Annotated in this window: 30 protein-coding genes; 12 read left to right on the top strand and 18 right to left on the bottom strand. The window is 68.1% G+C overall.

Annotated features, from left to right (window positions below; translation table 11 throughout):
• Window positions 1-35 precede the first annotated feature (35 nt).
• Complete coding sequence (locus A5727_RS18640) at window positions 36-2,312, top strand: sunset domain-containing protein (protein ID WP_068252910.1); 2,277 nt, start codon at window positions 36-38, stop codon at window positions 2,310-2,312.
• Between the two features lie 17 nt (window positions 2,313-2,329).
• On the opposite strand, the gene lexA is transcribed toward A5727_RS18640, so the two are convergent.
• Entirely contained in the window at window positions 2,330-3,028 is a 699-nt protein-coding gene (gene lexA, locus A5727_RS18635; RefSeq protein WP_068252907.1) for a transcriptional repressor LexA, read from the bottom strand.
• 274 nt (window positions 3,029-3,302) lie between these two features.
• Here lexA and A5727_RS18630 point away from each other — a divergent pair, with 274 nt between their 5' ends.
• Window positions 3,303-3,809 (top strand): LysM peptidoglycan-binding domain-containing protein, encoded by a 507-nt coding sequence (locus A5727_RS18630; protein ID WP_082949886.1) that lies wholly within the window; start codon window positions 3,303-3,305, stop codon window positions 3,807-3,809.
• 135 nt (window positions 3,810-3,944) lie between these two features.
• On the top strand, window positions 3,945-4,403 hold the full coding sequence (nrdR, locus tag A5727_RS18625; protein WP_068252904.1) for a transcriptional regulator NrdR: 459 nt from the start codon (window positions 3,945-3,947) through the stop codon (window positions 4,401-4,403).
• Window positions 4,404-4,411: 8 nt separating this feature from the next.
• Here the strand turns inward: nrdR and A5727_RS18620 are convergent, their stop codons facing one another.
• From A5727_RS18620 to sthA, 4 genes are all read right to left on the bottom strand, one after another.
• The gene (locus A5727_RS18620) at window positions 4,412-5,107 is read right to left on the bottom strand and encodes a PhzF family phenazine biosynthesis protein (RefSeq protein WP_068252899.1); all 696 of its coding nucleotides are present in this window, start codon (window positions 5,105-5,107) and stop codon (window positions 4,412-4,414) included.
• Between the two features lie 53 nt (window positions 5,108-5,160).
• Complete coding sequence (locus tag A5727_RS18615) at window positions 5,161-6,183, bottom strand: alpha/beta fold hydrolase (RefSeq protein WP_068252897.1); 1,023 nt, start codon at window positions 6,181-6,183, stop codon at window positions 5,161-5,163.
• 51 nt (window positions 6,184-6,234) lie between these two features.
• A complete protein-coding gene (locus tag A5727_RS18610; RefSeq protein WP_068252894.1) occupies window positions 6,235-7,212 on the bottom strand; it encodes a proteasome assembly chaperone family protein in 978 nt (325 codons plus the stop codon).
• Between the two features lie 176 nt (window positions 7,213-7,388).
• Complete coding sequence (gene sthA, locus A5727_RS18605) at window positions 7,389-8,795, bottom strand: Si-specific NAD(P)(+) transhydrogenase (protein ID WP_197507697.1); 1,407 nt, start codon at window positions 8,793-8,795, stop codon at window positions 7,389-7,391.
• A 195-nt stretch (window positions 8,796-8,990) separates the two neighbouring features.
• On the opposite strand from sthA, the gene A5727_RS18600 reads away from it, so the two are divergent.
• The gene (locus A5727_RS18600; protein WP_082949892.1) at window positions 8,991-10,100 is read left to right on the top strand and encodes a DUF4192 domain-containing protein; all 1,110 of its coding nucleotides are present in this window, start codon (window positions 8,991-8,993) and stop codon (window positions 10,098-10,100) included.
• On the opposite strand, the gene A5727_RS18595 is transcribed toward A5727_RS18600, so the two are convergent.
• The 3 genes from A5727_RS18595 to A5727_RS18585 form a co-directional block, all read right to left on the bottom strand.
• Window positions 10,030-10,722 (bottom strand): iron-dependent transcriptional repressor DtxR, encoded by a 693-nt coding sequence (locus tag A5727_RS18595; protein ID WP_068252882.1) that lies wholly within the window; start codon window positions 10,720-10,722, stop codon window positions 10,030-10,032. The genes A5727_RS18600 and A5727_RS18595 overlap by 71 nt on opposite strands.
• A gap of 147 nt (window positions 10,723-10,869) precedes the next feature.
• Entirely contained in the window at window positions 10,870-11,832 is a 963-nt protein-coding gene (locus A5727_RS18590; protein WP_068252879.1) for a sigma-70 family RNA polymerase sigma factor, read from the bottom strand.
• A gap of 147 nt (window positions 11,833-11,979) precedes the next feature.
• On the bottom strand, window positions 11,980-12,402 hold the full coding sequence (locus A5727_RS18585) for a DUF3099 domain-containing protein (protein WP_068252872.1): 423 nt from the start codon (window positions 12,400-12,402) through the stop codon (window positions 11,980-11,982).
• 78 nt (window positions 12,403-12,480) lie between these two features.
• Here A5727_RS18585 and A5727_RS18580 point away from each other — a divergent pair, with 78 nt between their 5' ends.
• Window positions 12,481-12,717: a DUF3039 domain-containing protein gene (locus tag A5727_RS18580; RefSeq protein WP_068253102.1), complete on the top strand. Its 237-nt coding sequence runs from the start codon at window positions 12,481-12,483 to the stop codon at window positions 12,715-12,717.
• A 17-nt stretch (window positions 12,718-12,734) separates the two neighbouring features.
• Here A5727_RS18580 and A5727_RS18575 read toward each other — a convergent pair whose 3' ends face one another.
• Window positions 12,735-13,736, bottom strand: coding sequence for a YihY/virulence factor BrkB family protein (locus A5727_RS18575; RefSeq protein ID WP_068252869.1), 1,002 nt, complete (start codon window positions 13,734-13,736; stop codon window positions 12,735-12,737).
• A gap of 61 nt (window positions 13,737-13,797) precedes the next feature.
• Window positions 13,798-13,989, bottom strand: a complete 192-nt coding sequence (locus A5727_RS18570) for a DUF7455 domain-containing protein (protein WP_068252867.1) — start codon at window positions 13,987-13,989, stop codon at window positions 13,798-13,800.
• 131 nt (window positions 13,990-14,120) lie between these two features.
• On the opposite strand from A5727_RS18570, the gene A5727_RS18565 reads away from it, so the two are divergent.
• Window positions 14,121-14,486 carry a DUF952 domain-containing protein gene (locus A5727_RS18565; RefSeq protein ID WP_068252865.1) on the top strand — a complete coding sequence of 122 codons (366 nt, stop codon included), beginning with the start codon at window positions 14,121-14,123 and terminating at the stop codon, window positions 14,484-14,486.
• Between the two features lie 15 nt (window positions 14,487-14,501).
• On the opposite strand, the gene A5727_RS18560 is transcribed toward A5727_RS18565, so the two are convergent.
• The 3 genes from A5727_RS18560 to ppgK all read right to left on the bottom strand — a co-directional run bounded on the left by A5727_RS18560 (window position 14,502) and on the right by ppgK (window position 18,084).
• Window positions 14,502-15,596, bottom strand: a complete 1,095-nt coding sequence (locus A5727_RS18560; RefSeq protein ID WP_068252862.1) for a methyltransferase — start codon at window positions 15,594-15,596, stop codon at window positions 14,502-14,504.
• Window positions 15,597-15,669: 73 nt separating this feature from the next.
• Window positions 15,670-17,112: an RNA polymerase sigma factor gene (locus A5727_RS18555; protein ID WP_068253099.1), complete on the bottom strand. Its 1,443-nt coding sequence runs from the start codon at window positions 17,110-17,112 to the stop codon at window positions 15,670-15,672.
• 189 nt (window positions 17,113-17,301) lie between these two features.
• Window positions 17,302-18,084: a polyphosphate--glucose phosphotransferase gene (gene ppgK / locus A5727_RS18550; protein ID WP_068252859.1), complete on the bottom strand. Its 783-nt coding sequence runs from the start codon at window positions 18,082-18,084 to the stop codon at window positions 17,302-17,304.
• 74 nt (window positions 18,085-18,158) lie between these two features.
• Between ppgK and A5727_RS18545 the strand changes: the two genes are divergently transcribed.
• A complete protein-coding gene (locus tag A5727_RS18545) occupies window positions 18,159-19,019 on the top strand; it encodes an inositol monophosphatase family protein (protein WP_286150189.1) in 861 nt (286 codons plus the stop codon).
• A gap of 2 nt (window positions 19,020-19,021) precedes the next feature.
• Here the strand turns inward: A5727_RS18545 and cei are convergent, their stop codons facing one another.
• On the bottom strand, window positions 19,022-19,672 hold the full coding sequence (gene cei / locus A5727_RS18540; protein ID WP_068252856.1) for an envelope integrity protein Cei: 651 nt from the start codon (window positions 19,670-19,672) through the stop codon (window positions 19,022-19,024).
• A gap of 188 nt (window positions 19,673-19,860) precedes the next feature.
• Here cei and A5727_RS18535 point away from each other — a divergent pair, with 188 nt between their 5' ends.
• Window positions 19,861-20,163, top strand: a complete 303-nt coding sequence (locus tag A5727_RS18535) for a DUF4193 domain-containing protein (protein ID WP_068252853.1) — start codon at window positions 19,861-19,863, stop codon at window positions 20,161-20,163.
• 19 nt (window positions 20,164-20,182) lie between these two features.
• Here the strand turns inward: A5727_RS18535 and A5727_RS18530 are convergent, their stop codons facing one another.
• Window positions 20,183-20,680: a DUF3093 domain-containing protein gene (locus A5727_RS18530; protein WP_082949885.1), complete on the bottom strand. Its 498-nt coding sequence runs from the start codon at window positions 20,678-20,680 to the stop codon at window positions 20,183-20,185.
• A 25-nt stretch (window positions 20,681-20,705) separates the two neighbouring features.
• Between A5727_RS18530 and dut the strand changes: the two genes are divergently transcribed.
• Together dut and A5727_RS18520 are read left to right on the top strand one after the other, a co-directional pair.
• Window positions 20,706-21,170, top strand: a complete 465-nt coding sequence (dut, locus tag A5727_RS18525) for a dUTP diphosphatase (RefSeq protein ID WP_068252850.1) — start codon at window positions 20,706-20,708, stop codon at window positions 21,168-21,170.
• Window positions 21,170-21,949 carry a DUF3710 domain-containing protein gene (locus A5727_RS18520; protein WP_068252848.1) on the top strand — a complete coding sequence of 260 codons (780 nt, stop codon included), beginning with the start codon at window positions 21,170-21,172 and terminating at the stop codon, window positions 21,947-21,949. Before dut ends, A5727_RS18520 begins: the two co-directional genes overlap by 1 nt.
• Before the next feature lie 7 nt (window positions 21,950-21,956).
• Here the strand turns inward: A5727_RS18520 and A5727_RS18515 are convergent, their stop codons facing one another.
• On the bottom strand, window positions 21,957-22,658 hold the full coding sequence (locus A5727_RS18515; protein ID WP_068252846.1) for an alpha/beta fold hydrolase: 702 nt from the start codon (window positions 22,656-22,658) through the stop codon (window positions 21,957-21,959).
• 172 nt (window positions 22,659-22,830) lie between these two features.
• Between A5727_RS18515 and A5727_RS18510 the strand changes: the two genes are divergently transcribed.
• Window positions 22,831-23,202, top strand: a complete 372-nt coding sequence (locus A5727_RS18510) for an OB-fold nucleic acid binding domain-containing protein (RefSeq protein ID WP_068253088.1) — start codon at window positions 22,831-22,833, stop codon at window positions 23,200-23,202.
• A 44-nt stretch (window positions 23,203-23,246) separates the two neighbouring features.
• The gene (locus tag A5727_RS18505) at window positions 23,247-23,909 is read left to right on the top strand and encodes a DUF3159 domain-containing protein (protein WP_082949891.1); all 663 of its coding nucleotides are present in this window, start codon (window positions 23,247-23,249) and stop codon (window positions 23,907-23,909) included.
• A 2-nt stretch (window positions 23,910-23,911) separates the two neighbouring features.
• On the opposite strand, the gene A5727_RS18500 is transcribed toward A5727_RS18505, so the two are convergent.
• Together A5727_RS18500 and A5727_RS18495 are read right to left on the bottom strand one after the other, a co-directional pair.
• Window positions 23,912-24,568: a potassium channel family protein gene (locus A5727_RS18500; RefSeq protein WP_068252843.1), complete on the bottom strand. Its 657-nt coding sequence runs from the start codon at window positions 24,566-24,568 to the stop codon at window positions 23,912-23,914.
• On the bottom strand, window positions 24,565-25,236 hold the full coding sequence (locus A5727_RS18495) for a potassium channel family protein (RefSeq protein WP_068252840.1): 672 nt from the start codon (window positions 25,234-25,236) through the stop codon (window positions 24,565-24,567). The genes A5727_RS18500 and A5727_RS18495 overlap by 4 nt, the downstream gene beginning before the upstream one ends.
• Between the last annotated feature and the right edge of the window lie 21 nt (window positions 25,237-25,257).

Here is a 25,257-nt window from a genome sequence, read left to right as displayed (position 1 = left end):
GCAGATGGCAGGGTCGGAAAGCGCGGGGTGAGTCGATGACACGGCAGTGGAAACGATTCGGGGGAATCGGTCGAACGGCGTTGGGAATTGTTCTCGCCGCAGCCGCGGTCGCACTCTTTGCGCCGACCGCGCATGCGTCACCGGAAAGTGACGCCACGGATGCGATCAATGCGGCATTCGATGCCGCCGGTGGAGATGCGTCGACGCTGGGGCCGCGGGATGGCGGTGTCTATCCCGTGGGCCAGGGTTTCGCTCAGAACTTTGCCGGAGGGGCGATTTTCTTCTCGCCGGCAACCGGCGCGAAGATCATGCAGGGCGCCATCCTGGAGAAGTACCGTGCCCTCGGCGGCCCGGCGGACAGTGATCTGGGGTTCCCGAACATCGATGAGGGCCCGGGCCGAATCAGCCCGGAGAGCCGCAACAGCACCTTCAGCGCCGCCGACAACCCCGTCATCTTCTGGACGCCGGAGACCGGCGCCTGGGTGGTTCGCGGTGCGATCAACGCCGCCTGGGACAAGCTCGGCGGTTCGGCCGGGGTCCTCGGCGTCCCGGTTGCCGACGAGACGTACAGCGGCAACGTGATCTCGCAGCGGTTCACCGGTGGACAGCTGTCGTTCGACACGAGCACGAAGACGTTCACCACCGAACCCGCGGACCTGGCGGGACAGCTTGTCGGCCTGGAGATTCCGTCCGACGCAACGTCGGCGATCGCGACCGCCTGGCGTGCCGCCGGTGGACCCTCGGGCCCGCTCGGTGTCAAGGCCGGGGAGCAGTACGCCATCGGCGACTCCGGGGCGGGACAGGACTTCGCCGGCGGCAAGGTGTTCTTCAGCCCCGAGACGGGTGCGCACGCCGTGTCGGGCGACATCCTGGCCAAGTACGAGTCGGCGGGCGGGCCCACGGGTGACTTCGGTTTCCCGGTCGGCGCCGAGGCCGACGGCGGGGTTCCGGACAGCCGGATCCAGGTGTTCTCCGCACCGGACAGTCCGACGATCTTCTGGACGCGTGATCACGGTGCGGTCATCGTGCGTGGGGCCATGAAGGCCGCGTGGGACAAGCTGGGCGGCGCGACGGGTGCGCTCGGCGTGCCGGTCGGCGATCAGAACACCGAGGGCGGCATCGTCACGCAGAAGTTCAGCGGTGGCGAGCTCTCCTGGAACAGCGCAGACAACACCTTCACCTCCGACCCGGAGAACCTCGCACAGTCTCTGACGGGGCTCGAGGTTCCCAACGCGCCCCTGCCGAGTGCTCCACCGGTGGCCCCCGAAGGCGACAAGGACAGCGGCCTGACGTGGCAGAACTGGTGGCTGTGGTGGATCATCCCGGTCGCCCTGCTGCTGCTGGGGTCGGTGTACGCCTGGGTCGCGATGCGCAGGCGCCGGTCCACACAGCACGCCGACTATGACGACGACGAGGACGAGGGTCCCGACGCCGGATACGAGTCGGGCTATGAGCCCACCTACGAGAGCACGTACGGCGAGACCGGCTGGTCGCGCCGGACGGACTACGCCGAACACGAGGACGAGCACGAGGCCTCTGTGGACACATCGCGTCCCTCATGGGGCGAGGAGACTGCGTCTCTGCCCGGCCTCGCGCCGCAGTCCGACGACCACGGCCTGTTCACCCATCGCGGAGCCCATGAGGCGGCAGATGACGTCGAGGACGAGGACGATCTCGACGCTGACACCGCTCCCACCCGGGTCCTCAACGTCGGCGACGAACAGGCGGGACGCCACGCCGCGCATGACACGGGTGCCCAGACCTGGTCCTCGCAGCCGGACGACGACGACTACCTGCCCGGCCCCGGTTCGCTGTTCGCGCCGGTCTATGGCGCGGCGCCGCCGCCCGCACGCAGTTTCGAGGCACCGCCCAGCCGGTACGTGTCGCAGTTCGAGCAGGACTATCGGCGGGATGTCGACGCCGGGTACCAGGAGCCGGCTTACGAGGACTCCGGTCGCCAGGACCGGCCGTACGAGAGTCCCCAGGACCGGGACTACGACGAACCGGACTACGGGGACCGGGGTCGGGGCCAGGATCACTACGACGATCACTACGACGATCACGACGACGAGGACATCGTCGTCGTCTCGGCCGAGGTCGAGGAGGAGCACGTGGAGGCGGTTGCACCGCCGGCGATCCACCTGCCGCTCGACGATCCGTACACCGCGCCGGAGGGGTATCCGGTCAAGGGCAGCATGCGCACGGGCCGGTACCACGTTCCGGGATCGCCCAGCTACGACGAGACGGTCGCCGAGATCTGGTTCGCCAGCCCGGAATTGGCCGAGGCGAACGGCTTCAGCCGCGCCGACTGACCGAACTCAGGTCGCGCTCAGATCTTGCGGATGACGGTCACGACCTTGCCGAGAATGGCCGCGTCGTTGCCCGGGATCGGGTCGAATGCCGGGTTGTGGGGCATCAGCCAGACCTGACCCGCGCTCCGCTTGAAGGTCTTCACCGTGGCTTCGCCGTCGATCATCGCGGCCACGATGTCGCCGTTGTCGGCGACGTTCTGCTGGCGCACGACGACCCAGTCGCCGTCACAGATCGCGGCGTCGACCATGGACTCGCCGACCACCTTCAGCAGGAACAGCGAACCCTCGCCGACGAGTTCACGCGGCAGCGGGAAGACATCCTCGACCGCCTCCTCGGCGAGAATGGGGCCACCCGCGGCGATGCGCCCGAGCACGGGCACGAAGGTGGGCTCCGGCAGCGCATCCGATCCGGCGACGTCGGTCACCACGGCGTGTGGAGCGTCGTCGGCGCCGCGGACGTCCACGGCGCGCGGCCGGTTCGGATCTCGGCGCAGATAGCCCTTCCGTTCGAGTGTGCGCAGTTGATGGGCCACCGACGACGTCGACGTCAGACCCACCGCATCGCCGATCTCGCGGATGCTCGGGGGGTAGCCACGGGTGGTCACCGACGTCCGGATGACCTCGAGGATGGTTCGCTGCCGCTCGGTGAGAGCAGGGTCGAGTGCGCCTTCGCGACTGGTCGCGGGTGAACTGCTGCCGTTCTCGGTGTCAGCCATGCGTTCGAATGTAGTCGGCCGCCGGCTGAGAATCAAACATGTGTTCGAGGCGTGTCGGCATCCTGCCTGCTGGTGCCGCTGTGACGGTTGATGTTTCTGAGGTGAATGCCCGGGTGGGACTCGGGCGGCCCGTTTTTGTCGGTGCCCCGTTCTATCGTTCGGCTACGGTTCGATCACATGTTCGGTTTGGGGCTTCTGGTCGAACACATGATCGATTACATTCGAACACAGGAGCGAACGCATGGACCGCGCGAGGCGACCGAAAGGACCGGACATGACCCACACCAGCGTGTATTCGAGGACCGGATCGGCCTTCTGTGAAGACAGCTGGCCCACCCGCACGCCGTCCCCGGGCGTGGACGCGCCGCGGCGCGCCCGCCGCGGCAGCGGCGGCGCGGGGCGGCCGTCGCCGGCACGGCCGGCGGCCATCGCACCGCGGTATCGCGGTACCGGCGTGCGGGTGTCGCGCGCTCCGCATGCCCGCACTCCCGGGCGTCGGATCACCCCGTGGACCCTGGTGGGCCTGGCCTTCACGGCCGCGCTGGTGACGATGTGGCTCGGCGTGGTCGCGCAGTTCGGTGAGGCCGCGCACGCCTCGAGTCCCGTTCCGGATCGGCTCGCGGTCGTGCAGGTCCGGTCGGGGGAGACGCTGGCCCACCTCGCGGCCCGGGTCGCGCCGGACGCCCCGGTCAACAGCGTGGTCGACCGGATCCGCGAACTCAACGAACTCGAGGCCGGGACGCTCGACGCCGGCCAGACTCTGATCGCGCCCGTCGGCTGACCGGCCCACGTCGAGTTCGGGTGGCAGACAGTCATGATCGTCGTGGACTTTGGTGGCCTGGCCGCTGGGAGGCGCACCCAGGTAGTCTTTGAGTCGTTGGGGTCATCCCACAGGCGGCACGACGAAGGAGCGGGCATGCACTGTCCTTTCTGCCGGAATCCTGACTCGCGTGTCGTGGACTCCCGGGAGACGGACGAAGGCCAGGCCATCCGACGGCGCCGTTCCTGTCCGGAGTGCGGTCGCAGATTCACCACCGTGGAGACGGCCGTGCTCGCCGTCGTGAAACGCAGTGGCGTCACCGAACCGTTCAGTCGGGAAAAGGTGATCAGCGGTGTGCGGCGGGCCTGTCAGGGGCGCCAGGTGGACGACGACGCGCTCAATCTGCTGGCGCAGCAGGTCGAGGACGCGGTACGGGCCGCGGGTCCCGAGGTCCCGAGCAACGAGGTCGGTCTCGCGATTCTGGGGCCACTGCGGGAACTGGATGAAGTCGCCTACCTGAGATTCGCCTCGGTGTACCGGTCTTTCACGTCGGCCGACGACTTCGAACGCGAAATCGAGGCCCTGCGTCAGCACCGCAGGGTCTCCGCGAGCTGACCCTGCGGTCAGTCGACGCGGCGGATGCCGTCGTTGACGACTGCGCCCGCAACCTGCACCCACCCCTCGGGTGACCACGTCGTCTCGATCCGCGAACCCTGCCCCTGTGTGATGTGCAGGTCCCTGCTGAGGTAGTCGGTGATGCGCACCGCCGCGGCGCCGGTGGCCTCGTCCTCGATGATGCCCAGATGCGGAGCGAACATCCGGGAGCGGATCTCACCGGCGTCCCGGTTGGTCCACGTCCACAGATAGTGCTCGACGTCGTCGGCGTAGTCGTTCGGATCGGCGGCCATCAGATCGTCGACCGAGTCCAGATCGTGGATCGCGAACTCGGGGGCCCATTCGGACCGCGCGCTGATCGCGGTGAGCTTGTCGGAGCCGACGTCGTAGTTGACCTGAACGATCCCGGCCGCGGTCTGCAGCGTGTGCACGGGGGTCCCGGTCTCCTTGAGCCACCACGATGCCCCCACGGTCGGGTGGCCCGCGAACGGCAACTCGGCTGCCGGCGTGAAGATCTGCACCTGTGCAGTCGCCGCGCCCGCGGTCGGGATGTGGACGAAAATGGTTTCGCTGTAACCCAATTGAGTTGCCAGAGCCTGCCGGTCGCTGGGTCCGACTGTGCGTGCGTCGACCACACCGAGTGGGTTGCCGTAGTTGCCTTCTGAATCGGTGAACACCCTAAGCACCGTGACGTCGATACCCATGTCCCGACTGTACTGGGCCGTGATGTTGATGTGGTCTGGATCTTCGGTCGGTCTCAGGTCGCCGAACGTTCGTCGTGCCCCATCGCGTCGAGCACCGCGACCTGGGTGTCGATCGTCCCGGTGAGGGTGGACTCGGTGATCCCGGACCGCAGGAGTTCCCGCAGAGCGGCCTGGTCGTACTCGGCCGGCGCGGTGGTGTCGATGAAGCGCTCGACGACCTCCACGAAGCGGTCGGGGTCGTCGTGGAAGGGGAAGTGGCCCGAGCGCGTGAAGATCTCCAGTTGGGAGCCGGGCATCGCGGCGTGCGCCATGCGGGCATGCGCCACCGGGATGACGACATCCTGGTCACCCCAGATGAGCTGCACAGGAACCGATTCCGTCAAATAACATCGGTCGAGCATCGTGACCACCTGCCCACGCCAGTCGACGACGGCACGCAGGGTGCGGGTGAAGGCCGACGAGGCGGTCGGTTCGGGCAGGTCGCGCAGGATGCGCAGCACGTCGGGGAGGTCGCGCCCGACGCGGGTGGATCCGAACACCGCACCCGCGGCCTTGCCGAACGCCTGCAGCGCGGGCAGCACCAGCGGCAGTCGCAGGAGCCCCAGCGCCTCGCCGCCCATCGGAAGGGACGCCACCCGCAGTGCCACATTGACGTCCTTGGTCACGCCGCCGGCCCCGACCAGGATGAGCCGCTCGACCAACTGCGGGAACTGGTAGGCGAACTGCATGGCGACCCCACCGCCGAGGGAATGGCCGATGACCGTGACACGCTCGATGTCGAGCACGCTGAGCAGGTCCCGCATGCCGTTGGCGTACGCCGCCACCGAATAGTCGGCCCGCGGTTTGTCGGACTGCCCGTGGCCCAGGAGGTCGGGCGCGATCACGGTGAACCGCTGGGCGAGCTTCGCGTGCACCGTGTCCCACGTCGTCGAGTTGTCGCCGATGCCGTGGATGAGCAGCAGGGCCGGGCCCGTGCCCGCGATCCGGTATGCGCGCCGGTAGCCGTGGATCGTGCGGTACTCGAGCGTGGGGGAGAGTTCGCGCACGGACCGGAGGTTCGGCTTCTGTGGGCTCATAACGCCAACCTCGTCGTCGGGCCCCATCGGGCGTGGTCGTGACTGCGCGCTTTACGGCGTGCCGTCGTCGTCGCGGAACGGGTCCGGATTCTTCTCACCCGACTGTTGGGCGAGGAAGCGCTCGAACTCTGCTCCGAGTTCGTCCCCGCTCGGCAGGTCCTCGTCGTGAGCCAGCAAAGACCGATTCTCCTGGGCGGCGACGAAAGCATCGTACTGACGCTCCAGGGCGCTCACCACTTGAGCCACCTCCGCGCTGGCCTCGACCTGTTCGTCGATCTTGGTGCGGACATCGGCGGCAGCCGTCGTGAGCGCGGCCGTGGGCAGGGTCAGCGACGCGCTCCGGGCAACCTCTTCGAGCAGCGCCTGAGCCGCCGCCGGGTAATCCGTCTGTGCCAGGTAGTGCGGCACGTGGACGGTGAACCCGACGACTTCGTGGCCGTGCTGGGCAAGGCGGTACTCGAGCAGGCTGGAGGCGCTGCCGGGCACCTGGACCTCGCCCACCCAGGGCGTGTGTTCGGCGATCAGCTCGCGGTTGTTTCCGTGCGCGGTCATCGTGATCGGCCGGGTGTGCGGCACCGCCATCGGAATGGCGCCGAGCCCGATGGTGCGCCTCACGTCGAGGCGTTCGGCGAGGAGCCGGACCGCGGTGATGAACCGCTCCCACTTGAGGTCGGGCTCCAGCCCCGCCAACAGCAGGAACGGGGTGCCGGCCTCGTCGTGCAGGGCGAACAACGACAGTTCGGGATCCTCGTACTCGGAGAAGTGGTCTGTCTTGAATGTCATCAGCGGCCGGCGCGACCGATAATCGAGAAGTTCGTCGATCGCGAACGACGCGACGAGTTCGGTGTCGAGGTGATCCTTGAGGTGCTTGGCCGCCAGCCGAATCGCGTGACCCGCATCGGAGAAGCCCTCCAGAGCGTGGATCAGCACCGGCCCCTGGCCGTCGCTGTTGACCAGTTGCGGCGCGGGGAACTCCAACTCGTACATACCGGTCTGCTCGGGTTGATCCGGACCTGGTACGTGCGCCATCGTTCGCCTCCTCGTCACTGCTGAGCACTCTGTGGACACTCGCCTGTTGGTCAAGTGTCCCTCACATCGTCGGACGTGCTGGCGGCGGCACGGCCTCACAGTGGTACAACGGCCCGGCTGACGGTGAAAGTCCCTGGTCGGGAGTGATTTCGCCCTGCGATGAATAGGTCGTGACGTCAACTCCGATACAACTGCAGAGCCCGCAGCTTGTTCATCACGTCCAGCGCTGCGACCTTGTATGCCTCGGAGAAGGTCGGGTAGTTGAAGACCGCGTCCACCAGATAGTCGACCGTGCCGCCGCATCCCATCACGGCCTGACCGATGTGCACCATCTCCGTCGCGTTGGTGCCGAAGATGTGCACGCCGAGCAGTCGCAGGTCCTCCGTCGACACCAGCAGTTTGAGCATGCCGTAGGAGTCGCCGGCGATCTGACCGCGGGCCAGTTCGCGATAGCGGGAGACACCGACCTCGTAGGGCACGGCGTTCCTGGTCAGCTCGACCTCCGTGGCCCCCACATACGACACCTCGGGGATGGAGTAGATGCCGATCGGCTGCAGGTCCATCATGCCCTTGGTCGGCTCGCCGAACGCGTGATACGCCGCCAGCCTGCCCTGCTCCATCGACGTCGCGGCCAGGGCGGGGAACCCGATGACGTCGCCGACCGCGTAGATGTGGTCGATCTTGGTGGTGAAGTTGTCATCGACGTGAATACGGCCGCGCGCGTCCGCCTCCAGCCCCGCCTTGGCGAGGTCGAGGTGGTCGGTCTGTCCCTGGCGGCCGGCGGAGTACATGACCGTCTCGGCTGGAATCTGCTTGCCGCTGGCCAGCGTCGTCACGGTGCCCGCGGCGCCGACGTCGACGGCGGTGACCTCCTCACCGAATCGGAACGTCACGGCGAGGTCCCGCAGATGGAACCGCAGTGCCTCGATGATCTCCGGATCGCAGAACTCCAGCATCGAATCCCGCTTCTCCACGACGGTCACCTTCGTGCCCAGGGCGGCGAACATCGAGGCGTACTCGATGCCGATGACCCCGGCCCCGACCACCACCATCGACGTCGGCAGGGTCTTGAGGTCCAGGATGCCGTCGGAGTCCAGGACTCGGTGCTCGTCGAACTCCACCCCGGCCGGGCGGGCAGGTTTGGTGCCGGTGGCCAGCACGATGTAGCGACCGCGGACCGTGATCCGCTCGGCCCGGCTGGGGTCGTCCACCGCGATGGTGTGTTCGTCCTCGAAACGCCCGTGTCCGGTGTAGAGCTCCACCCGGTTGCGCAGGAGCTGAGAGCGCACCACCTCGATCTCCTTGCCGATCACATGCTGGGTGCGGGCCAGCAGATCGGCGGGGGTGATCTTGTCCTTGACGCGGTAACTGGCGCCGTAGAGCTCACGCTGGCTCATGCCCGTCAGGTAGACCACGGCCTCGCGCAGGGTCTTCGACGGGATCGTGCCGGTGTTGACGCACACGCCGCCGAGCATCATTCCGCGTTCGACGACCGCGACCGATCTGCCGAGCTTGGCGGCGGCGATCGCGGCACGCTGGCCGCCCGGCCCCGATCCGATGACGACGAGGTCGTATTCCTGCATCGAGCCCATACCTGAGGTGTCTACGCCGGAAAATGGCACCCAAAGTGCCAGCGGCGTCAACTCCGCGTGAACATTCCGCGCCTGCCGCGGGCCCCGGCCTCGATCCATCCACAATCGAGGATTCGTCCACAGGGGAGCTTCGAAGGGGCCGCCGCCGACCGCGTGCTGACGGTGTCCGTTGGGACCGTCGACCCCATGACACCTCGCCATGACTTCAAGCTCACCCATCCCGGTTCGCTGATCGCCGCCATCCCCGCGGTGCTCGGCTTCGTTCCCGAACGCTCACTGGTCATCGTGGGCATCGACGGCGGGGAGATGGGTGCCGTGCTGCGCATGGACCTGTCCGATGCCCTCGCCGGCGGTGTCGGCCATCTTGTGGATGTGGCCGCCTCCAGCGGGGCGGATGCGGCGATCGCGTGCATCGTGGACGACGCGGGGTCGGACTGCACGTCGTGTGGCCAGGAGTATGCGGGTCTGTGCGCCGCGTTGGCCGATCGGCTCGAGGCCGTCGACATGACGCTCATCGATGCACACATCGTCGACCGGATCGCGGCAGGTGGCCGGTGGCACTGCGCCGACGGCTGTGGGGCAGGCGGTGTCGTCGACGATCCTTCCGCCTCACCGCTGTCGATGGCTGCCGTGCTCGACGGACGCCGGCTGTACGCCAGTCGCGATGAGCTCGAGTCGATCATCGCCACCGACCTCAGCCGCGACAGCGCCGGGATCGCGCGGGCCGTTCAGGAGCGTGCCGACGGGCCCCGTCTCGGCGATCAGGACATCAGGAACGTTCAGCGCAAGGCGGTCCGCGGGATCATCTCGGCCGCCCGCAGAGTTGGGCGAGGAAAGAGGTTGAGCGACCAGGAGGTGGCCGGGCTGGCATACGACCTGACCGATCTGACTGTCCGAGATGCGGCGTACGCCCTGGCGGTCGGTTCGGCGGCGGGTGCCGCCGAACAGTTGTGGGTGTACCTCGCACGGGTCCTGCCACCGCCGTGGCGCGCGGAGGCGCTGACCTTCGTCGGGTTCTTCGCCTACGCCCGGGGGGACGGACCTCTGGCCGGGGTGGCGTTGAGCGCCGCGTTGGAGGTCGACCCCACGCACCGCATGGCCGGAATGCTCGACAGCGCGCTTCAGGCGGGGATGCGGCCCGAGAAGATCCGCGGTCTGGCCACGACGGGTGCCGTCCTGGCAAGAGACCTCGGCATCACCCTGCCGGGTGATGCCGGCGCGGGCGTCAGACCTTCTCGACCTTCACGGCGTGCGCCATCTCGTGCGGCAGGTCGACGTTCTCGTGGCCGGGGATGACGATGGTCACCCCGCCCGCGGGGCTGATCTCGGCTGTGACGCGGGCGTTGGGCACCACACCGGCGTCTTTGAGCCTGCTGATCAAGCCGGTGTCACCCTGCACGTGCTCGGTGAGTTGGCGCACCACCACCGCCACCGGCGACCCGGCGGGCAGTTCGGTGAGGCGCACCAGGTTGTAGTCCTCGAACCCGCTGGTCGAGCCGATCCCGAGTTCGGACAGGCCCGGGATGGGGTTGCCGAACGGTGACACCGTGGGGTTGTCCAGGACCGCCACGAGGCGCCGTTCCACGTTCTCGCTCATCACGTGTTCCCACTTGCACGCCTCCGCGTGCACGTCCTCCCACGGCAGACCGATCACATCGACGAGCAGGCGCTCGGCCAGGCGATGCTTGCGCATGACCGCGACAGCCAGCGCGCGGCCCTTCTCGGTGAGTTCGAGGTGACGATCGCCCGCGACATGCAGCAGGCCGTCGCGCTCCATGCGAGACACGGTTTGGCTGACGGTGGGACCGCTCTGTTCCAGCCGCTCGGCGATGCGCGCGCGCAGGGGAACCACGCCCTCTTCCTCGAGGTCGTAGATCGTGCGCAAATACATTTCAGTGGTATCGACCAGGTCGTTCATCTGCCACCCTCCGTCCGCGCCATTCTACTTGGCCAATTGCCCTCTCGGCCCCCTTGCCTCGGCGCGGCGCCGCTGCGGGAGGCACTGCTCACAGCAGTGTGCCCGCCGGGGGGAGCGGCGGGCACACTGACTGGGCAGGTTGGTGGATCAGCTTGCGTACGAGCGCAGACGATCGGCGCGGTCTCCGTGGCGCAACTTCGCCATCACCTCACGCTCGATCTGCCGGACACGTTCGCGGGACAGGCCGAACAGCTTCCCGATCTGGTCGAGGGTCCGCGGCTGACCGTCGTCAAGACCGAACCGCAGCCGGATGACCTGCTGCTCACGCTCGTCCAGGGTGGCCAGCACGTGCCGGATGTCGGTGTGCAGCAGCTCGGCGATGACCGCGTTCTCCGCGGAGAGAGCCTCAGAGTCCTCGATGAAGTCGCCCAGCGGGGCCTCCTCGTCGGAACCCACGGGCATGTCCAGGCTCACCGGGTCCCGGCTGTGCTCGAGCAGGTCGTTGATCTTCTCGACGGGGATGCCCGACTCCTCGGCCAGTTCCTCGTCGCTGGCCTCGCGACCCAACTGCTGATGCATCTCGCGCTTGATCCGGGCGAGCTTGTTGACCTGCTCCACCAGGTGCACCGGCAGGCGAATGGTGCGGCTCTGATCAGCCATGCCGCGGGTGATCGCCTGGCGAATCCACCAGGTGGCGTAGGTCGAGAACTTGAACCCCTTGGCGTAGTCGAACTTCTCCATCGCGCGGATGAGGCCCAGGTTGCCCTCCTGGATCAGGTCGAGCAGCGGCATCCCGCGGCCGGTGTACCGCTTGGCCAGCGAGACCACCAGACGCAGGTTCGCCTCGAGCAGGTGACTGCGTGCGGCCTGACCATCACGCACGACGGCCATCAGGTCACGCTTGCGGTTCTCGCCGAGACGCTTCCGGGTGTCCAGCAGATGCTGTGCGTAAAGCCCTGCCTCGATGCGTTTCGCGAGCTCCACCTCGTCGGCGGCGTTGAGCAAAGCCGTCTTGCCGATTCCGTTCAGATAGACCCGCACCAGGTCGGCTGCTGGGCTCTGAGCGTCCAGATCGCTGTTGTCGATCCGGGTTGCGGCGGCATTTGCCATATCGGCCTCCTTAGTGGCTCGAACTTTCATTCGTTCTAACGCCCCAGTGGAGGAAAGAGTTCCCACAAATCGTCTGCGTCACACCCTCTGAACTGCAGAAATGACGCGGCGACCTGAGAAGGTCCTGAGAAATGAAGGAGAAGGCGCTCAGCCTGGCCAGTCGGCGTCGGAATCCGCCGATTTCCATTGCGCGCCGGTACCGTCCCGCCCGTTGTCGGGGGACCACGTGCCGAGGGCGGGCCGCTCCGCGGTGGGGAACAGCGGGGTGCGCCGGCGGTCGTCATCGAAGCGCCGGGGCTCCTCGGCGCGCCGGGGTGGGCGGTCGTTCGCGATCAATACGGCCATCCATGGCAGGGGGATGGACACCGCCACGATCAGCAGCGAGATCCAGCCGTTCTCCCAGATGCTGTAGGCGACCGCGGCGAGCAGAAGGGCGGGGATGCGGAAGGCCATGATCGTCAGGTACTTGCGGACCCGCAGCCGATGCTCCTCTTCGTAGGGGATGGCTGCGCGCGTGATGAGTACCGGCCGACCGTCGTCGTCGAAACCCAGCTCTTGGCTGTGCTTCATACCTCCACTCTTGCACAAACCGAATTCCCCGGCTCGGGTGGTTCCCGGCCCGTAATCTTCTGCGGCAGAATGACGGGCATGCAGACGCAGACGATCGAACGCACCGACACCGACGAACGCGTCGACGACGGGACCGACAGCGACACTCCCAAGTTCTTCCACTACGTCAAGAAGGACAAGATCGCCGAGAGCGCGGTCATGGGCACGCACGTCGTCGCCCTGTGCGGTGAGGTCTTCCCGGTGACGAAGTCGCCCAAGCCGGGTTCGCCGGTGTGCCCGGACTGCAAGCGGATCTACGAGCAGCTCAAGAAGTAGCCCTAAAGACGCAGCCCTCAGGAAGTGGTCGGAGCCGACCGCGTCGGATCCGGTCCCGGCGAACTCGCGGGCTGCTCCGGGGAGTCCGCCGATTTCGGTTCGAGCTTGGCCGAGGCCTTGTCCTCCAACCACGTCCGGAGCTGGTCGGCGTGGGTGGCCGGGGCCGGCCACTCCTCTTCGATCGCGTTGTTCAGTTCGGCGCCCAGCATGATGGCGAAGCCCAGGAAGAACGCGAACAGCAGGAATGCTATCGGCGTCGCCAATGCGCCGTAGGTGTACCCGGTCCTGGTGATCGAACTGAGGTAGATGCGCAGCCCCACGGTGGCGATCATGAACACCGCGGTGGCAAGGACGGCTCCGATCACCAGACGGTGCGTCGGCAACGGCTTCGGCAGCGACACCCGGTAAAGCAGGGTGATCGAGATGACCAGTGCCAGCGCCAGCGCGGGGTAGTAGCCGAAGCGAAGGACACTGTCCCAGCTGTCGGGGATGTACTCGGCGATCTTGCGCGGCCCCAGAGCCAGGAACGGCGCCGTCGCGATGATGATCACCAGACCGATCACGTACAGACCCAGGGCGTAGAACCGCTGGCGGACCGGATGCCGCAGCGGCGTCTGGTCGTGGGCCTCGACGATCGAGTCGACGAACGCCGAGATCGCCGACGAGCCGGCCCACAGTGAGATCACGAAGCCCAACGAGACGACCTCGCCTCGGGCGCCCTGCACGATGTCCCGGATCGTCGGTTCGATGATCTCGATGACGATGTTCTTGGAGAAGAAGCTGCCCGCGGTGCTGATCAGCCGGTCCTGGATGGTGTCCAGGGTGTCCGGACCGAACATCGGCGCGATGTAGGCCAGGCTGCCGAGCATGCCCAGCAGCAGCGGGGGCAGGGACAACACCGACCAGAAGCCGGCCTGTGCGGACTCCGAGAAGATGGAGTCGTCCCAGGCCTTCGACACGGTCCTCCTGCTGACGCGCAGGATGTGGTGTCGGGAAGGTTTGATGGGCTGGTCACTCATGACCAGTCCAGCATTCCTGACGTGAGACGGAAGTGGAAAGCGGGACGCTCCAACGTTTGAGTTACAGCTCGGTGGAGCTTGTCTCCAGAACGGCGGCGAGTGCGATCAGCTTGGCCTCGTGCTCGTTGGCGTGATGCTGGCAGAACAGAAGTTCGGCCCCTGAAGGCAGCTTCGCACGCACGCGGGCAGCGGCACCGCAGCGGTCGCAGCGATCAGCCCGTGTGAGTTCGGGACTGGTCAGAGTTGCGGTCATGGCGGCTCCTCCGTTCCTCGCGTGTTCTCTACTGTGTCAGACGTTTGGGGTTCCGGCGTTGTTCCCGAGGCGTTCACAGGTGTGTCGTGTCTCACGTCGGCCCCCGTTTGCGGCTGCGGCAGGGTGGGCGTATGTCAAGTACCCAATCACGACTGGTTCATATCTGCTCTGAGCAGGATTGGTCGGAGGTCTCCTCCTCGGCCGAGTACCGGCCCGCGTCGCTCGATGAGGTCGGCTTCATCCATCTGTCGACGCTCGAACAGGTGCATCTGCCCGCCAACCGGATCCACCTGGGGCGAACCGATTTGGTACTGCTGTACGTGGACGCCGACGCGGTCGCCGACCCGATCAGGTGGGAGCCGGGCGTCCCGACGGATCCGGAGGCCATGCTGTTCCCGCATCTGTACGGGCCGTTGCCGACCGCCGCTGTGACACACGTCATGCCGTATCTGCCGGGCCCGGACGGGCGGTTTGCCCCGCCCGGACCCATCGGCTGACGTGAGGGCCGTCGCTCAGACCGGGACGGCCTCGATGATCGAGAGCGGACTCGCGGTGGGCACCACACGCGTCAGTCGAAAGCCCGCGTCCGCCAGCAGCTTCCTGTACTGCGCCTCGGTGCGTTCCCGCCCGCCTGCGCTGACGAGCATCTCCAGGTCGATGAGGAACCCGATGTTGTTGGGCGCGCCGTCGGGCAGGACCATCTCCCACAGCAGCACTCGGCCGCCGTCGGCGATCGCGGTCCGCACATTGCGCAGGATCGCCACCGACTGCTCGTCGTCCCAGTCGTGAATGATCGCCTTGAGCAGATAGGTGTCGCCTCCGGCGGGCACGGACTCGAAGAATGAGCCGCCGTGGGTCTGGCAGCGGGTCGCGACGCCGGCGGGTTCCAGAACGTCGGCCGCGCCCGCCACCACCGAGGGGCGGTCGAACAGCACGCCGCTGGCCTGCGGGGCCCGGGTGAGCACTGCGGCCAGAAGACCGCCGTGGCCGCCCCCGACGTCGACGATGCGTCTGCAGCCGCTGAAATCGTAAGCCGGCACCGCATTTTGGAGGACGGCCCGGGAGCCTCCGGTCATCGCGTTGTTGAAGATCGCGGCGAATTCGGCGTCGGTGTCCAGATAGTCGAACACCCCGATTCCGCGCAGCTTCTCCACAGAGGTGCCACCGGTCTTAACCGAGTGCACCAGTTCACCCCAGTGCTCCCAATGGCGGGGGCTCCCGACGAACTCGATCATCGGAGCCATCGACTCCGGCGCGTCGGAGCGCAGCGTCTGCCCCAGGCGCGTCAGCGAGAACCGGCCGTCTCGGTGCAGTTTGAGCACGTTGCGGCTCGCCAGCGTGCGCAGCAGGCGATACGTGGCCTCCGGGTGCGTCCCGACCCGCGCGGCGATGTCGTCGGCGGTGCGGGGCCCGTCTGCCAGCACGTCGGCGATGCGCAGTTTCACCGTCGCGTACAGCGCCGCGGTGAACCACGAGCCCAGCCCGAGTTCGAGCATCGCGATGTGACTGGGCGCGGCGGCCTTGTGCAGCCGGTCGAGCGCACCGCGAAGCCGGTTGACACCGGCGATCAGGGCGGCGGGCGGGGCCTTGGTGGCCGTGGCGGGCATAACACACCTCGAAGAGTCGGCGGAACGTGACGTCGGTGACGCTACGACCGCGCTCTTGGAGGTTTCTTGACCGCTAATCCAAGTAGTCGCGCAGGACCTGCGAACGGCTCGGGTGCCGCAGCTTGCTCATGGTCTTCGATTCGATCTGGCGGATGCGCTCACGCGTGACGCCGTAGACCTGGCCGATCTCGTCGAGGGTGCGGGGCTGACCGTCGGTCAGGCCGAACCGCAGGCGCACCACGCCGGCTTCGCGCTCAGACAGCGTCTCCAGCACGGACTGCAGCTGATCCTGCAGCAGCGTGAAGCTCACGGCATCGACGGCCACCACGGCCTCGCTGTCCTCGATGAAGTCACCGAGTTGGCTGTCGCCCTCGTCGCCGATGGTCTGGTCCAGCGAGATCGGCTCACGCGCGTACTGCTGGATCTCCAGCACCTTCTCCGGCGTGATGTCCATCTCCTTGGCCAACTCCTCCGGAGTGGGCTCGCGGCCCAGATCCTGAAGCAGTTCGCGCTGGATGCGGCCGAGCTTGTTGATGACCTCGACCATGTGCACGGGGATGCGGATCGTGCGGGCCTGGTCGGCCATGGCGCGGGTGATGGCCTGACGGATCCACCACGTGGCGTACGTGGAGAACTTGTAGCCCTTGGTGTAGTCGAACTTCTCGACGGCACGGATCAGACCGAGGTTGCCCTCCTGGATCAGGTCCAGGAACGCCATTCCGCGGCCCGTATAGCGCTTGGCCAGCGAGACCACGAGGCGCAGGTTGGCCTCGAGGAGATGGTTCTTCGCGCGGTCGCCGTCGCGGCAGATCCACTGCATGTCGCGGCGCTGGGCGGCGGGAAGCTTCTCGCCCTTCTCGGCGAGTTCGCCCATCAACTGCGTGGCGTACAGGCCGGCCTCGATGCGCTTGGCGAGCTCGACCTCCTCCTCGGCGTTGAGCAGCGCGACCTTGCCGATCTGCTTGAGGTAGGCACGCACTGAGTCAGCCGACGCGGTGAGCTCGGCGTCCTTACGGGCCTGCCGCAGTGCCTCGGATTCCTCTTCGTCCCAGACGAAGTCACCGGAGGCCTTGTCCTTCTCGGAGGGCTCGGCGATGTCCTCGTCATCCCCGGCCTTGGCGGCCTTGGCGTCCTTGCCCTCGTCCTCGGCCCCCTCGTCGCCGTCATCCTCGGCGTCATCGTCGGAGGCGTCGTCGCTCAGATCCTCGATGTCGTCGTCGACCTCAAGGTCGGCCACGTCCTCCAGGTCCTCGCCGGGTTCCGTTTCGAGGTCGTCGACCTCGGTGTCGACATCGTCGGCGGCGGTGTCGGTCGCCTGTTCCTTCTTGGTCCGACCGCGCGCTGGGGCGTCCTTCTTGGCGGCGGCCTTGCGCGGCGCGGCCTTCTTCGCCGCGGTGGCCTTGGCCGCCCGCTTGACGGGTGCGCGCTTGGTGGCGCCCGTCGTGGAGGTGGCAGAAGCTTTGGGGGCGGTGCCCTTTACCGGCTCTTCGGTTGCCGGGGCTGCTTTCGTTGCCACGTACACCCTTTCGATCTAGCGGACTTCCGGTGCGCAGGGCATGCGTCACCGAAAGCGTCGGCATCTGGAATGTCGGCGTGAGTCTCTGTTTTTGGAGCTTCGCCGCTATTCGTTGGCGGCCGCCATCGACCATTGTAACGACAGTGCGGCAACACACCGCGCCGAGCGAGGAAATTCAGCGCGTCCCCGTCACGCCGAAGCGTGTTCGGTGCCGTCGCCGTGGGCCGCCATCGCGGCGCCGACGATGCCCGCGGTGTTCTGCAGCGCCGCGGCGACCACGGGTGTGCGGTTGGTCAGCAACGGCACCCACTTGTCGGCCTTGCGGCTGATGCCGCCGCCCACGATGATCAGCTCCGGCCAGATCGCATTCTCGACGGCGACCAGCACTTTGGTGACCTCTCTGGTCCAACGCTCGTAGCTCCAGCCCTTGCGCTCCTTGACCGACGACGCGGCCCGGTGCTCGGCCTCCTTGCCGTCGACCTCGAGGTGGCCGAACTCAGTGTTGGGCAGCAGCAGACCGTTGTGGATGACCGCCGAACCGATGCCCGTCCCGAACGTCAGCAGCACGATCACCCCGGAGTTGTCCCGTCCGGCGCCGAACCGCTCCTCGGCGAGTCCTGCCGCGTCGGCGTCGTTGAGCACCGTGACGGCCTGGCCGCCGAGCGCAGCGCTGTACACCTCGCTGGCGTTGGTGCCGATCCACGATTTGTCGACGTTGGCGGCGGTGCGCACGACGCCGTCGGTGACCACGCCCGGGTAGGTCACCCCGAGCGGACCCGTCCAGCCGAAGTGCGCGACCACGTCGGCGATGGTCTTGGCCACGGCGTCGGGGGTGGCCGGTTGAGGGGTCGGGAGCTTGAACCGCTCGCCGACGAGCTGGCCGGTGTCGAGGTCGACGATCCCGCCCTTGACGCCACTGCCGCCGACGTCGATGCCGAAACCGTGGTTGCTGTTCGGGTCGGACGAAGTCATGGCGGCTCCTTGGGGAAGGGCAGTCGGCGGTTAAACGATAGTGGGTCGGCGACGGGGTGTGTTGCGATAGAGCCGTGACCCACCCCACCCGGACCCCACCAGATGCGACCGCCCTGCGCCTGGTCGCCGAGACGGTGGCCGCCGAGGCCGCCGAATTCGTCCGGGTGCGTCGCGAGGAGGTGTTCGGCGCGACGCCGCCGGCGGACGCGGTCCGCGCCAAGAGCACCCCGACCGATCCGGTCACGGTGGTGGACACCGAGACCGAGGCCCTGCTGCGGGACCGGCTGGCGCAGCTGCGTCCCGGAGACGCGGTGTTGGGGGAGGAGGGCGGCGGTCCCGCGGCGCAGCCGCCGGCCGGCGCGGTGACCTGGGTGCTCGACCCCATCGACGGCACGGTGAACTTCGTCTACGGCATCCCGGCGTTCGCGGTGTCGGTGGCCGCCCAGGTCGACGGGGTCTCGGTGGCCGGGGCGGTGGCCGACGTCGCACGCTCCGAGATCTATTCGGCGGCGGCCGGATCTGGCGCACGCCTGCGCGGTCCGGAGGGGACGCGCGTCCTGCGGTGCGCGCAGACCACCGAACTGGCTATGGCCCTGATCGGCACGGGCTTCGGCTACTCGGCGTCCCGGCGCACCGCGCAGGCCCGCCTGCTGGCCGCGCTGCTGCCCGAGGTGCGTGACGTCCGCCGGATCGGCTCAGCGGCCCTGGATCTCTGCCTGGTGGCCGCCGGCCGCCTGGACGCGCATTACGAGCACGGCCTCAATGTGTGGGACTGGGCCGCGGGTGCGCTGATCGCGGCCGAGGCGGGTGCGCGGGTGCTGCTGCCGAAGCCGGGCCAGCCCGCGGGCCTCGTGATGGCCAGCGCCCCCGGCATCGCCGATCAGCTGGCGGCCACCCTGGAACGCCTCGATGGGTTGGCCCCGCTGCCTGAGTGAGCTCAGCAGGTGGCCGAGTGGATCTTGGACAGCAGCGCGGAGTCCGCGGGTTCGGTGGCCTCGGGACGCAGACCCGCGAGAACGGCGTCGATGTCGTCGCTGTGCGTCAGCGTCGTGAACTCGGTGCCGATCGCGAGGTCGACGGACGCGTCGGTGCGGTCGTCGGCGAACAGTTCGGTGCACGGGGCCACAAGCCACACCGCGGCCGCGCCGGCCCGGCCGCCCGGCCCGAAGCGGATCTGGCCCTGGCATGTGAGGCGGGTGTCGCCGTAGACCGGGTCGTTGGCCGCAGTCGGCTGGGCGAAGCCGAGGTCGCGCAGCGCGCCGGAGACTTCGCCGGCCTGACCGCCCTGACCGCTGGCGTTGAGCACACGGATCTGCGTCTCGGCGAGTTTCGCCGGCATCACCTTGGTCATGTCGGAGCGGCTGACCTGCTCGCCGAGGGACGGGATGCTGCCGTCGGCAGACGGTGGCGGCGGATTGCAGACCGCCGCCTCGTGCACGTCCGGCGGCCGGGTCAACGCGATCATCCAGACCACAGCCGTGACCACGGCCAGCGCACCGGCCGTGACGGCGCCGGGCCAGTAGTTGCGCCTCCGGAACGGGAGTCCGCGCTTGTCGAACGCCGTTCCCTCGGTGATTTGTGAGACCACGCCTGCACTCTAGATGCAGGAACCGCGGGCGTCCGTCTGCGGTTATGGTGAAAGCCAGGTCACAATGTGAGTTAAATCACAGTTGTTGGGGGTGGGTTGCGGGCACGAATCATTTGGCGCACGCGTTCGGCACTGGTACAAAGCCTTGCTGCAACACTTGCGCGCGGGACTACGAGGGGAAGAGAAGAATGGCTACCGACTATGACGCGCCACGGCGGTCCGAGACCGACGAGGTCTCTGAGGATTCGCTGGAGGAACTGAAGGCACGGCGTAACGAGGCGCAGTCGGCCGTCGTCGACGTCGACGAGTCGGAGTCTGCAGAGAACTTCGAACTCCCCGGTGCCGACCTCTCCGGCGAAGAGCTCTCGGTGCGCGTGGTGCCCAAGCAGGCCGACGAGTTCACCTGCTCGAGCTGCTTCCTGGTGCAGCACCGCAGCCGCCTCGCCAGCGAGAAGAACGGCGTGATGATCTGTACCGACTGCGCCGCCTGAGCAGCTTGACCGGGGGGTTCTAGCTGCTCTGCGCGCTGTTCAGCGCCGCCAGCAGCCGGTCCGGATGCCGACTGCTGACGAGCCAGTACGGCGTCGGGTCGTCCGCGTCGTCGAGCACGGCCAACACCATGGGTCCGACCCACACGCGGTGCAACACGTAGGCCGCCGGATCCAGCTGGCGGCCGAGCGCGGCGGATTTGGCGCTGCGGGGCACCACGGCGGTGCGGGAGATGACGCTGACGGGCAGGTGCGCCGGGCCGGCGCACAGTTCGACACCGCCTTCGCCTGCGACGACGGAGACCTCCGCGCGGCCGAGCCAGATCAGCGCGGCCGCCGCGACGGCGAACAGGGCCGCGAACGGAACCCAGTCCGGCACGCCCGACGCGCCGGACAGCGCCTGGTTGACCTCCAGGGCGATCAGCCCCGCCAGGCCCATGCCCAGGGGCCACCACCACCACGGCACCCACAGGCGCTCGCGGTAGTGCACACTCTGCGAGGTCAATTGCGAACCTGACACTCGGCCAAGGGTAGTCTGTGGCACCGTGTCCACTCGCCTGGCGGTCGTACGCCTGGACCCCGAACTTCCGCTGCCCACCCGCGCCCACGCGGGAGACGCGGGGGTTGACCTGTTCAGCGCCCAGGATGTCCATCTGGCGCCGGGGCAGCGCGCCCTCGTTCCCACCGGCATCGCGGTCGCGGTCCCGATGGGAATGGTCGGCCTGATCCATCCCCGTTCGGGTTTGGCTGCGCGCGTAGGCCTTTCGATCGTCAACAGTCCCGGCACGATCGACGCCGGGTACCGGGGCGAGATCAAGGTCTCCCTGATCAACCTCGACACCAGCGAACCGATCGTGATCCAGCGCGGCGACCGCATCGCGCAGCTCGTGCTGCAACGTGTCGAACTGCCCGAGATCATCGAGGTCACCTCATTCGACGAGGCGGGCCTGGCGGACACCACCCGTGGCGACGGCGGCCACGGTTCCTCTGGAGGACATGCGAGTCTGTGATGGCATTCGGTAAACGCAAGGGCAAGCAGGACGACACGCCGAGCGGCGTCGACGAGGCGAAGGCGCCCGTCACCACGGCCGCCGATGACGACGTCGATCCGATCGACGAGGACGGCCCGTTCGACATCGAGGACTTCGACGACCCCGCGGTCGCCGAGGTGGGCAGGCTGGATCTGGGCTCGGTGCTCATCCCGATGCCCGAGGCGGGTCAGGTCCAGGTTGAACTCAACGAAGTCGGCGTGCCCAGTGCGGTGTGGGTCGTCACTCCCAATGGGCGGTTCACGATCGCCGCCTACGCGGCCCCCAAGAGTGCGGGGCTGTGGCGGGAGGTGGCGGGTGAACTGGCCGAGTCGCTGCGCAAGGACACCCCGCAGGTCAGCATCGAAACGGGACCGTGGGGTCGCGAGGTCGTCGGGGCCGCCCAGGGCGCGGTGCGCTTCATCGGTGTCGACGGGTACCGGTGGATGATCCGCTGTGTGGTCAACGGCACCCATGAGACCTTCGCCGCGCTGACCAGCGAGGCGCGAAACGCACTGGCCGACACTGTGGTTCGGCGCGGCGACACGCCGCTGCCGGTGCGCACGCCGCTGCCGGTGCAGCTGCCCGAACCCATGGCCGCCCAGCTGCGGGCGGCCGCGGAGCAGGCGGCGCAGGGGCAGGCCGGCCAGCAGCCCGCGCCGCAGAGCCAGCAGCCGCCGCAGCCGCCGACGCCTGCGGCGCGACGCACGCTGTCGGCGATGCAGCAGCTGCGCAACACCAACACCATCACCGGCGGCTGACCCGAGGTCAGTCGGCCTCGGCCAGCGCCGCCAGGCACGCGGCGCCCAGTTCCGCCGGATCGGCGCCGATCTGGGCGAGCGTGACCGTGCGCAGTGCCGCGCGCGGGGCGGCGGTCACCCACTCGACGCCGACCTCCAAGGGATGGATCGGATCGTCGATCGCCGACGCCACGCCCATCGGGCAGGCCAGCGTCTCCAATTCCCGGCTCGTCGGTGCCACGAACGCCGCGGCCTCCTCCATGGCGTCAGGCAGCAGCGGCCACTGACCGACCCAGGATCGGGTCAACTCGTCGGCCAGCCATGCGGGGCTGCTCTGCTGCATCCGGGCGGTCGCGGCGACCAGTCCATCGCGACGCAGTTCGTGCGCTGAGGCGCGCGCGGCCGCCGCAGCGGGGGCGGTCGCGGGGTCACCGGTCCACGCGGGCAGCGCGGCGAGCACCGCGACGACGCGACCGGGGTGTGAGATCGCCCACGCCAGCCCGACAGCGGCACCGAGGGACACGCCGGCGACGGCCACCGGCCCCTGCTGCGCGGCCTCCTCCAGCGCGTGCCGGTAACCGGCGATCAACCGGCCGGGTTCGGGGGTGTGCGGGATCGGCAGCGCTCCGACGTGGTGCAATGCGGGGGAGAACGCCCGGTAGACGTAGTCGTCGTCAGAGCCGGTGCCCGGCAGCAGCACGGTCGGAATGCCGGTGAGATCGACGCCCATGCCTGTGATCGTGCCTGGTCGACGCGTGGCGATGGAAGGGTGGGTCACCCACCGGCACGGCGACGTGGCAATCGGGAACCAACGGGTCTACCGTGGCCTTGGCAACGCGGATTCGCCTCTGGTGGTTTCAACTGACCACAAGGTGGATCCAACTACTCAAAGCAGGAGTGCCATGGCTACGGCCGAAGGTTATCTGCGTCGGCTCACACGTCGGCTCACGGAGGATCCCGAGCAGCGCGACGTCGAGGAGTTGACAGGTGAGGCCGCCCAGACCGGCGCGCAGCGCGCGATCGACTGCCAGCGCGGCCAGGAGGTCACCATGGTGGGCACGCTGCGCACCGTGGAGGCCAACGCCAAGGGGTGCGCCGGCGGCGTCCGGGCGGAACTGTTCGACGGCACCGACTCGGTGACGCTGGTCTGGTTGGGCCAGCGGCGGATTCCGGGCATCGAGTCCGGTCGAAAGCTGCTGGTGCGCGGCCGTCTGGGCAAGCTCGAGAACGGCTCGAAGGCCGTCTACAACCCCCACTACGAGATCCAACGCTGACGTTGACCCAAGAACGAACCGGCGCCCAGGCGATCCTGGACCAGATGGGCGGCGTCAGCGGCCTGATCTATTCGTCCCTGCCCGTCCTTGTCTTCGTCCCCGTCTCAACACTGGCCGGACTCAAACCGGCCGTCATCTCGGCCCTCGCGGTGGCAGCCGTCATCCTGGTGTGGCGCCTGGTCCGCCGCGAGTCCACCCAACCGGCGGTGTCGGGGTTCATCGGTGTGGGCGTCTGCGCGCTGATCGCCTACCTGATGGGCGAATCCAAGGGCTACTTCCTGCTGGGCATCTGGACCTCGCTGTTCTGGGCGGTGGTCTTCGGGCTGTCGGTGCTGGTGCGACGGCCCATCGTGGGCTACGTGTGGGGATGGGTCAACGGGCACGGCGCCGGCTGGCGCCAGGTGCGCGCCGCGGTGCGGGTCTTCGACATCGCGACGTTGACCTGGGTGCTGGTGTTCGCGTCCCGGTTCGTGGTGCAGCACCACCTGTACGACGCCGATCAGACGGGCTGGCTCGGGGTCACCCGGATCGCCATGGGTTGGCCGCTGACGGCGACCGCGGCACTGGTGACCTATCTGGCGATCAAGTCCGCACAGCGGGCCATCCACGCAGCCGAACAGGCCGAGGGGGCCTCGGCGGAGATCACCGGCGCCGAATACGAGGCCGCCGACGCCGGGTACGAGGACGACGCGCGCCGCACCGACTGACCCTAGGGCAGCAGCAGGGCGCGCAGTTCGTCTTCGACCTCAGGCACCGTCACCAGAAGGAGTTCGTCGCCGCCCTCGAGGGGTTCGTCGGCCTCGGGCACGATCACGCGCGCACCGCGCAGGATGGTCACCAGCGCCGCGTCGCGGGGCAGGTCGAGCTTGCGGACCGGCTTTCCGCCCCAGGGGGTGTCGTCGGGCAGGGTGATCTCGACGAGGTTGGTGCCGGCTTTGCGGAACTCCATGATGTGCACCAGATCGCCGACGGCGACGGCCTCCTCGACGAGCGAGGCCAGCATGCGCGGGGTCGACACCGCCACGTCGACGCCCCAGGACTCGTCGAACAGCCACTCGTTGCGGGGATCGTTGACCCGAGCCACGACCCGCGCCACCGCGAACTCGGTCTTGGCCAACAGCGAGAGCACCACGTTGGCCTTGTCGTCGCCGGTGGCGGCGATCATGACGTCGAAATCCTGCAGCTGCACCGACTCGAGCAGCGACAGCTCGCAGGCGTCGCCGAGGCGCCAGTGCGCCGCGGGGATCGCGTCGACGTCGATGTGTTCGACGTTGCGCTCGATCAACGTGATCTCATGGCCGTTGTCGATGAGTTCCCGAGCGATCGAGCGGCCCACCGCGCCGGCACCGGCGATTGCGACCTTCACAGTCCCTCCTCCTCACCGGGTGGCAACGCAGCGATCGCCATGGCCTCGGCCGCGCGACCCGAGACCGCGGCCATGTAGACCTGATCACTGGCCTGCAGCACGGTCTTCGGTTCGGGCAGCAGACCCTCGCCGAACCGGATCAGGAACGCCACCCGAGCCTTGGTCGCGGCCTCCAGATCGGTGACCAGACGCCCCACCCAACCCTCGTGGAGGACGACTTCGGCCACCGCGACCGTCCCCGTGGGGTCTCGCCACTTCGTCGTCTCCCCGTCGCGCATCAGCGCATTGAGCAGACGGTCGGTGGTCCACGGCACCGTCGCGACGGTCGGGATGCCGAGGCGCTCGTAGACCGCTGCACGCTTCGCGTCGTAGATGCGCGCGACGACCCGCTCGACACCGAAGGTCTCGCGGGCCACGCGCGCGGAGATGATGTTGGAGTTGTCCCCGGAGGACACCGCGGCGAAGGCCCCGGCCTCCTCGATCCCGGCGCGCAGCAGCACATCGCGGTCGAAACCCATGCCGAGGACCCGATCGCCTGAGAAATCCGGGGACAGTCGCTGGAAAGCCGCGCTGTCCCGGTCGATGACCGCCACGTCGTGGCCGATCCGCGACAATGCATCCGCGAGCGCTGCGCCGACCCGGCCGCACCCCATCACCACTACCCGCACCTGGCGTCCTTTCGGGCCCGA

It is taken from the genome of Mycobacterium sp. ACS4331 (assembly GCF_001667265.1).
Taxonomy (GTDB): domain Bacteria; phylum Actinomycetota; class Actinomycetes; order Mycobacteriales; family Mycobacteriaceae; genus Mycobacterium.
Note: the sequence above shows the minus strand (reverse complement) of the source record. Positions and strands in the feature narration are given on the sequence as shown.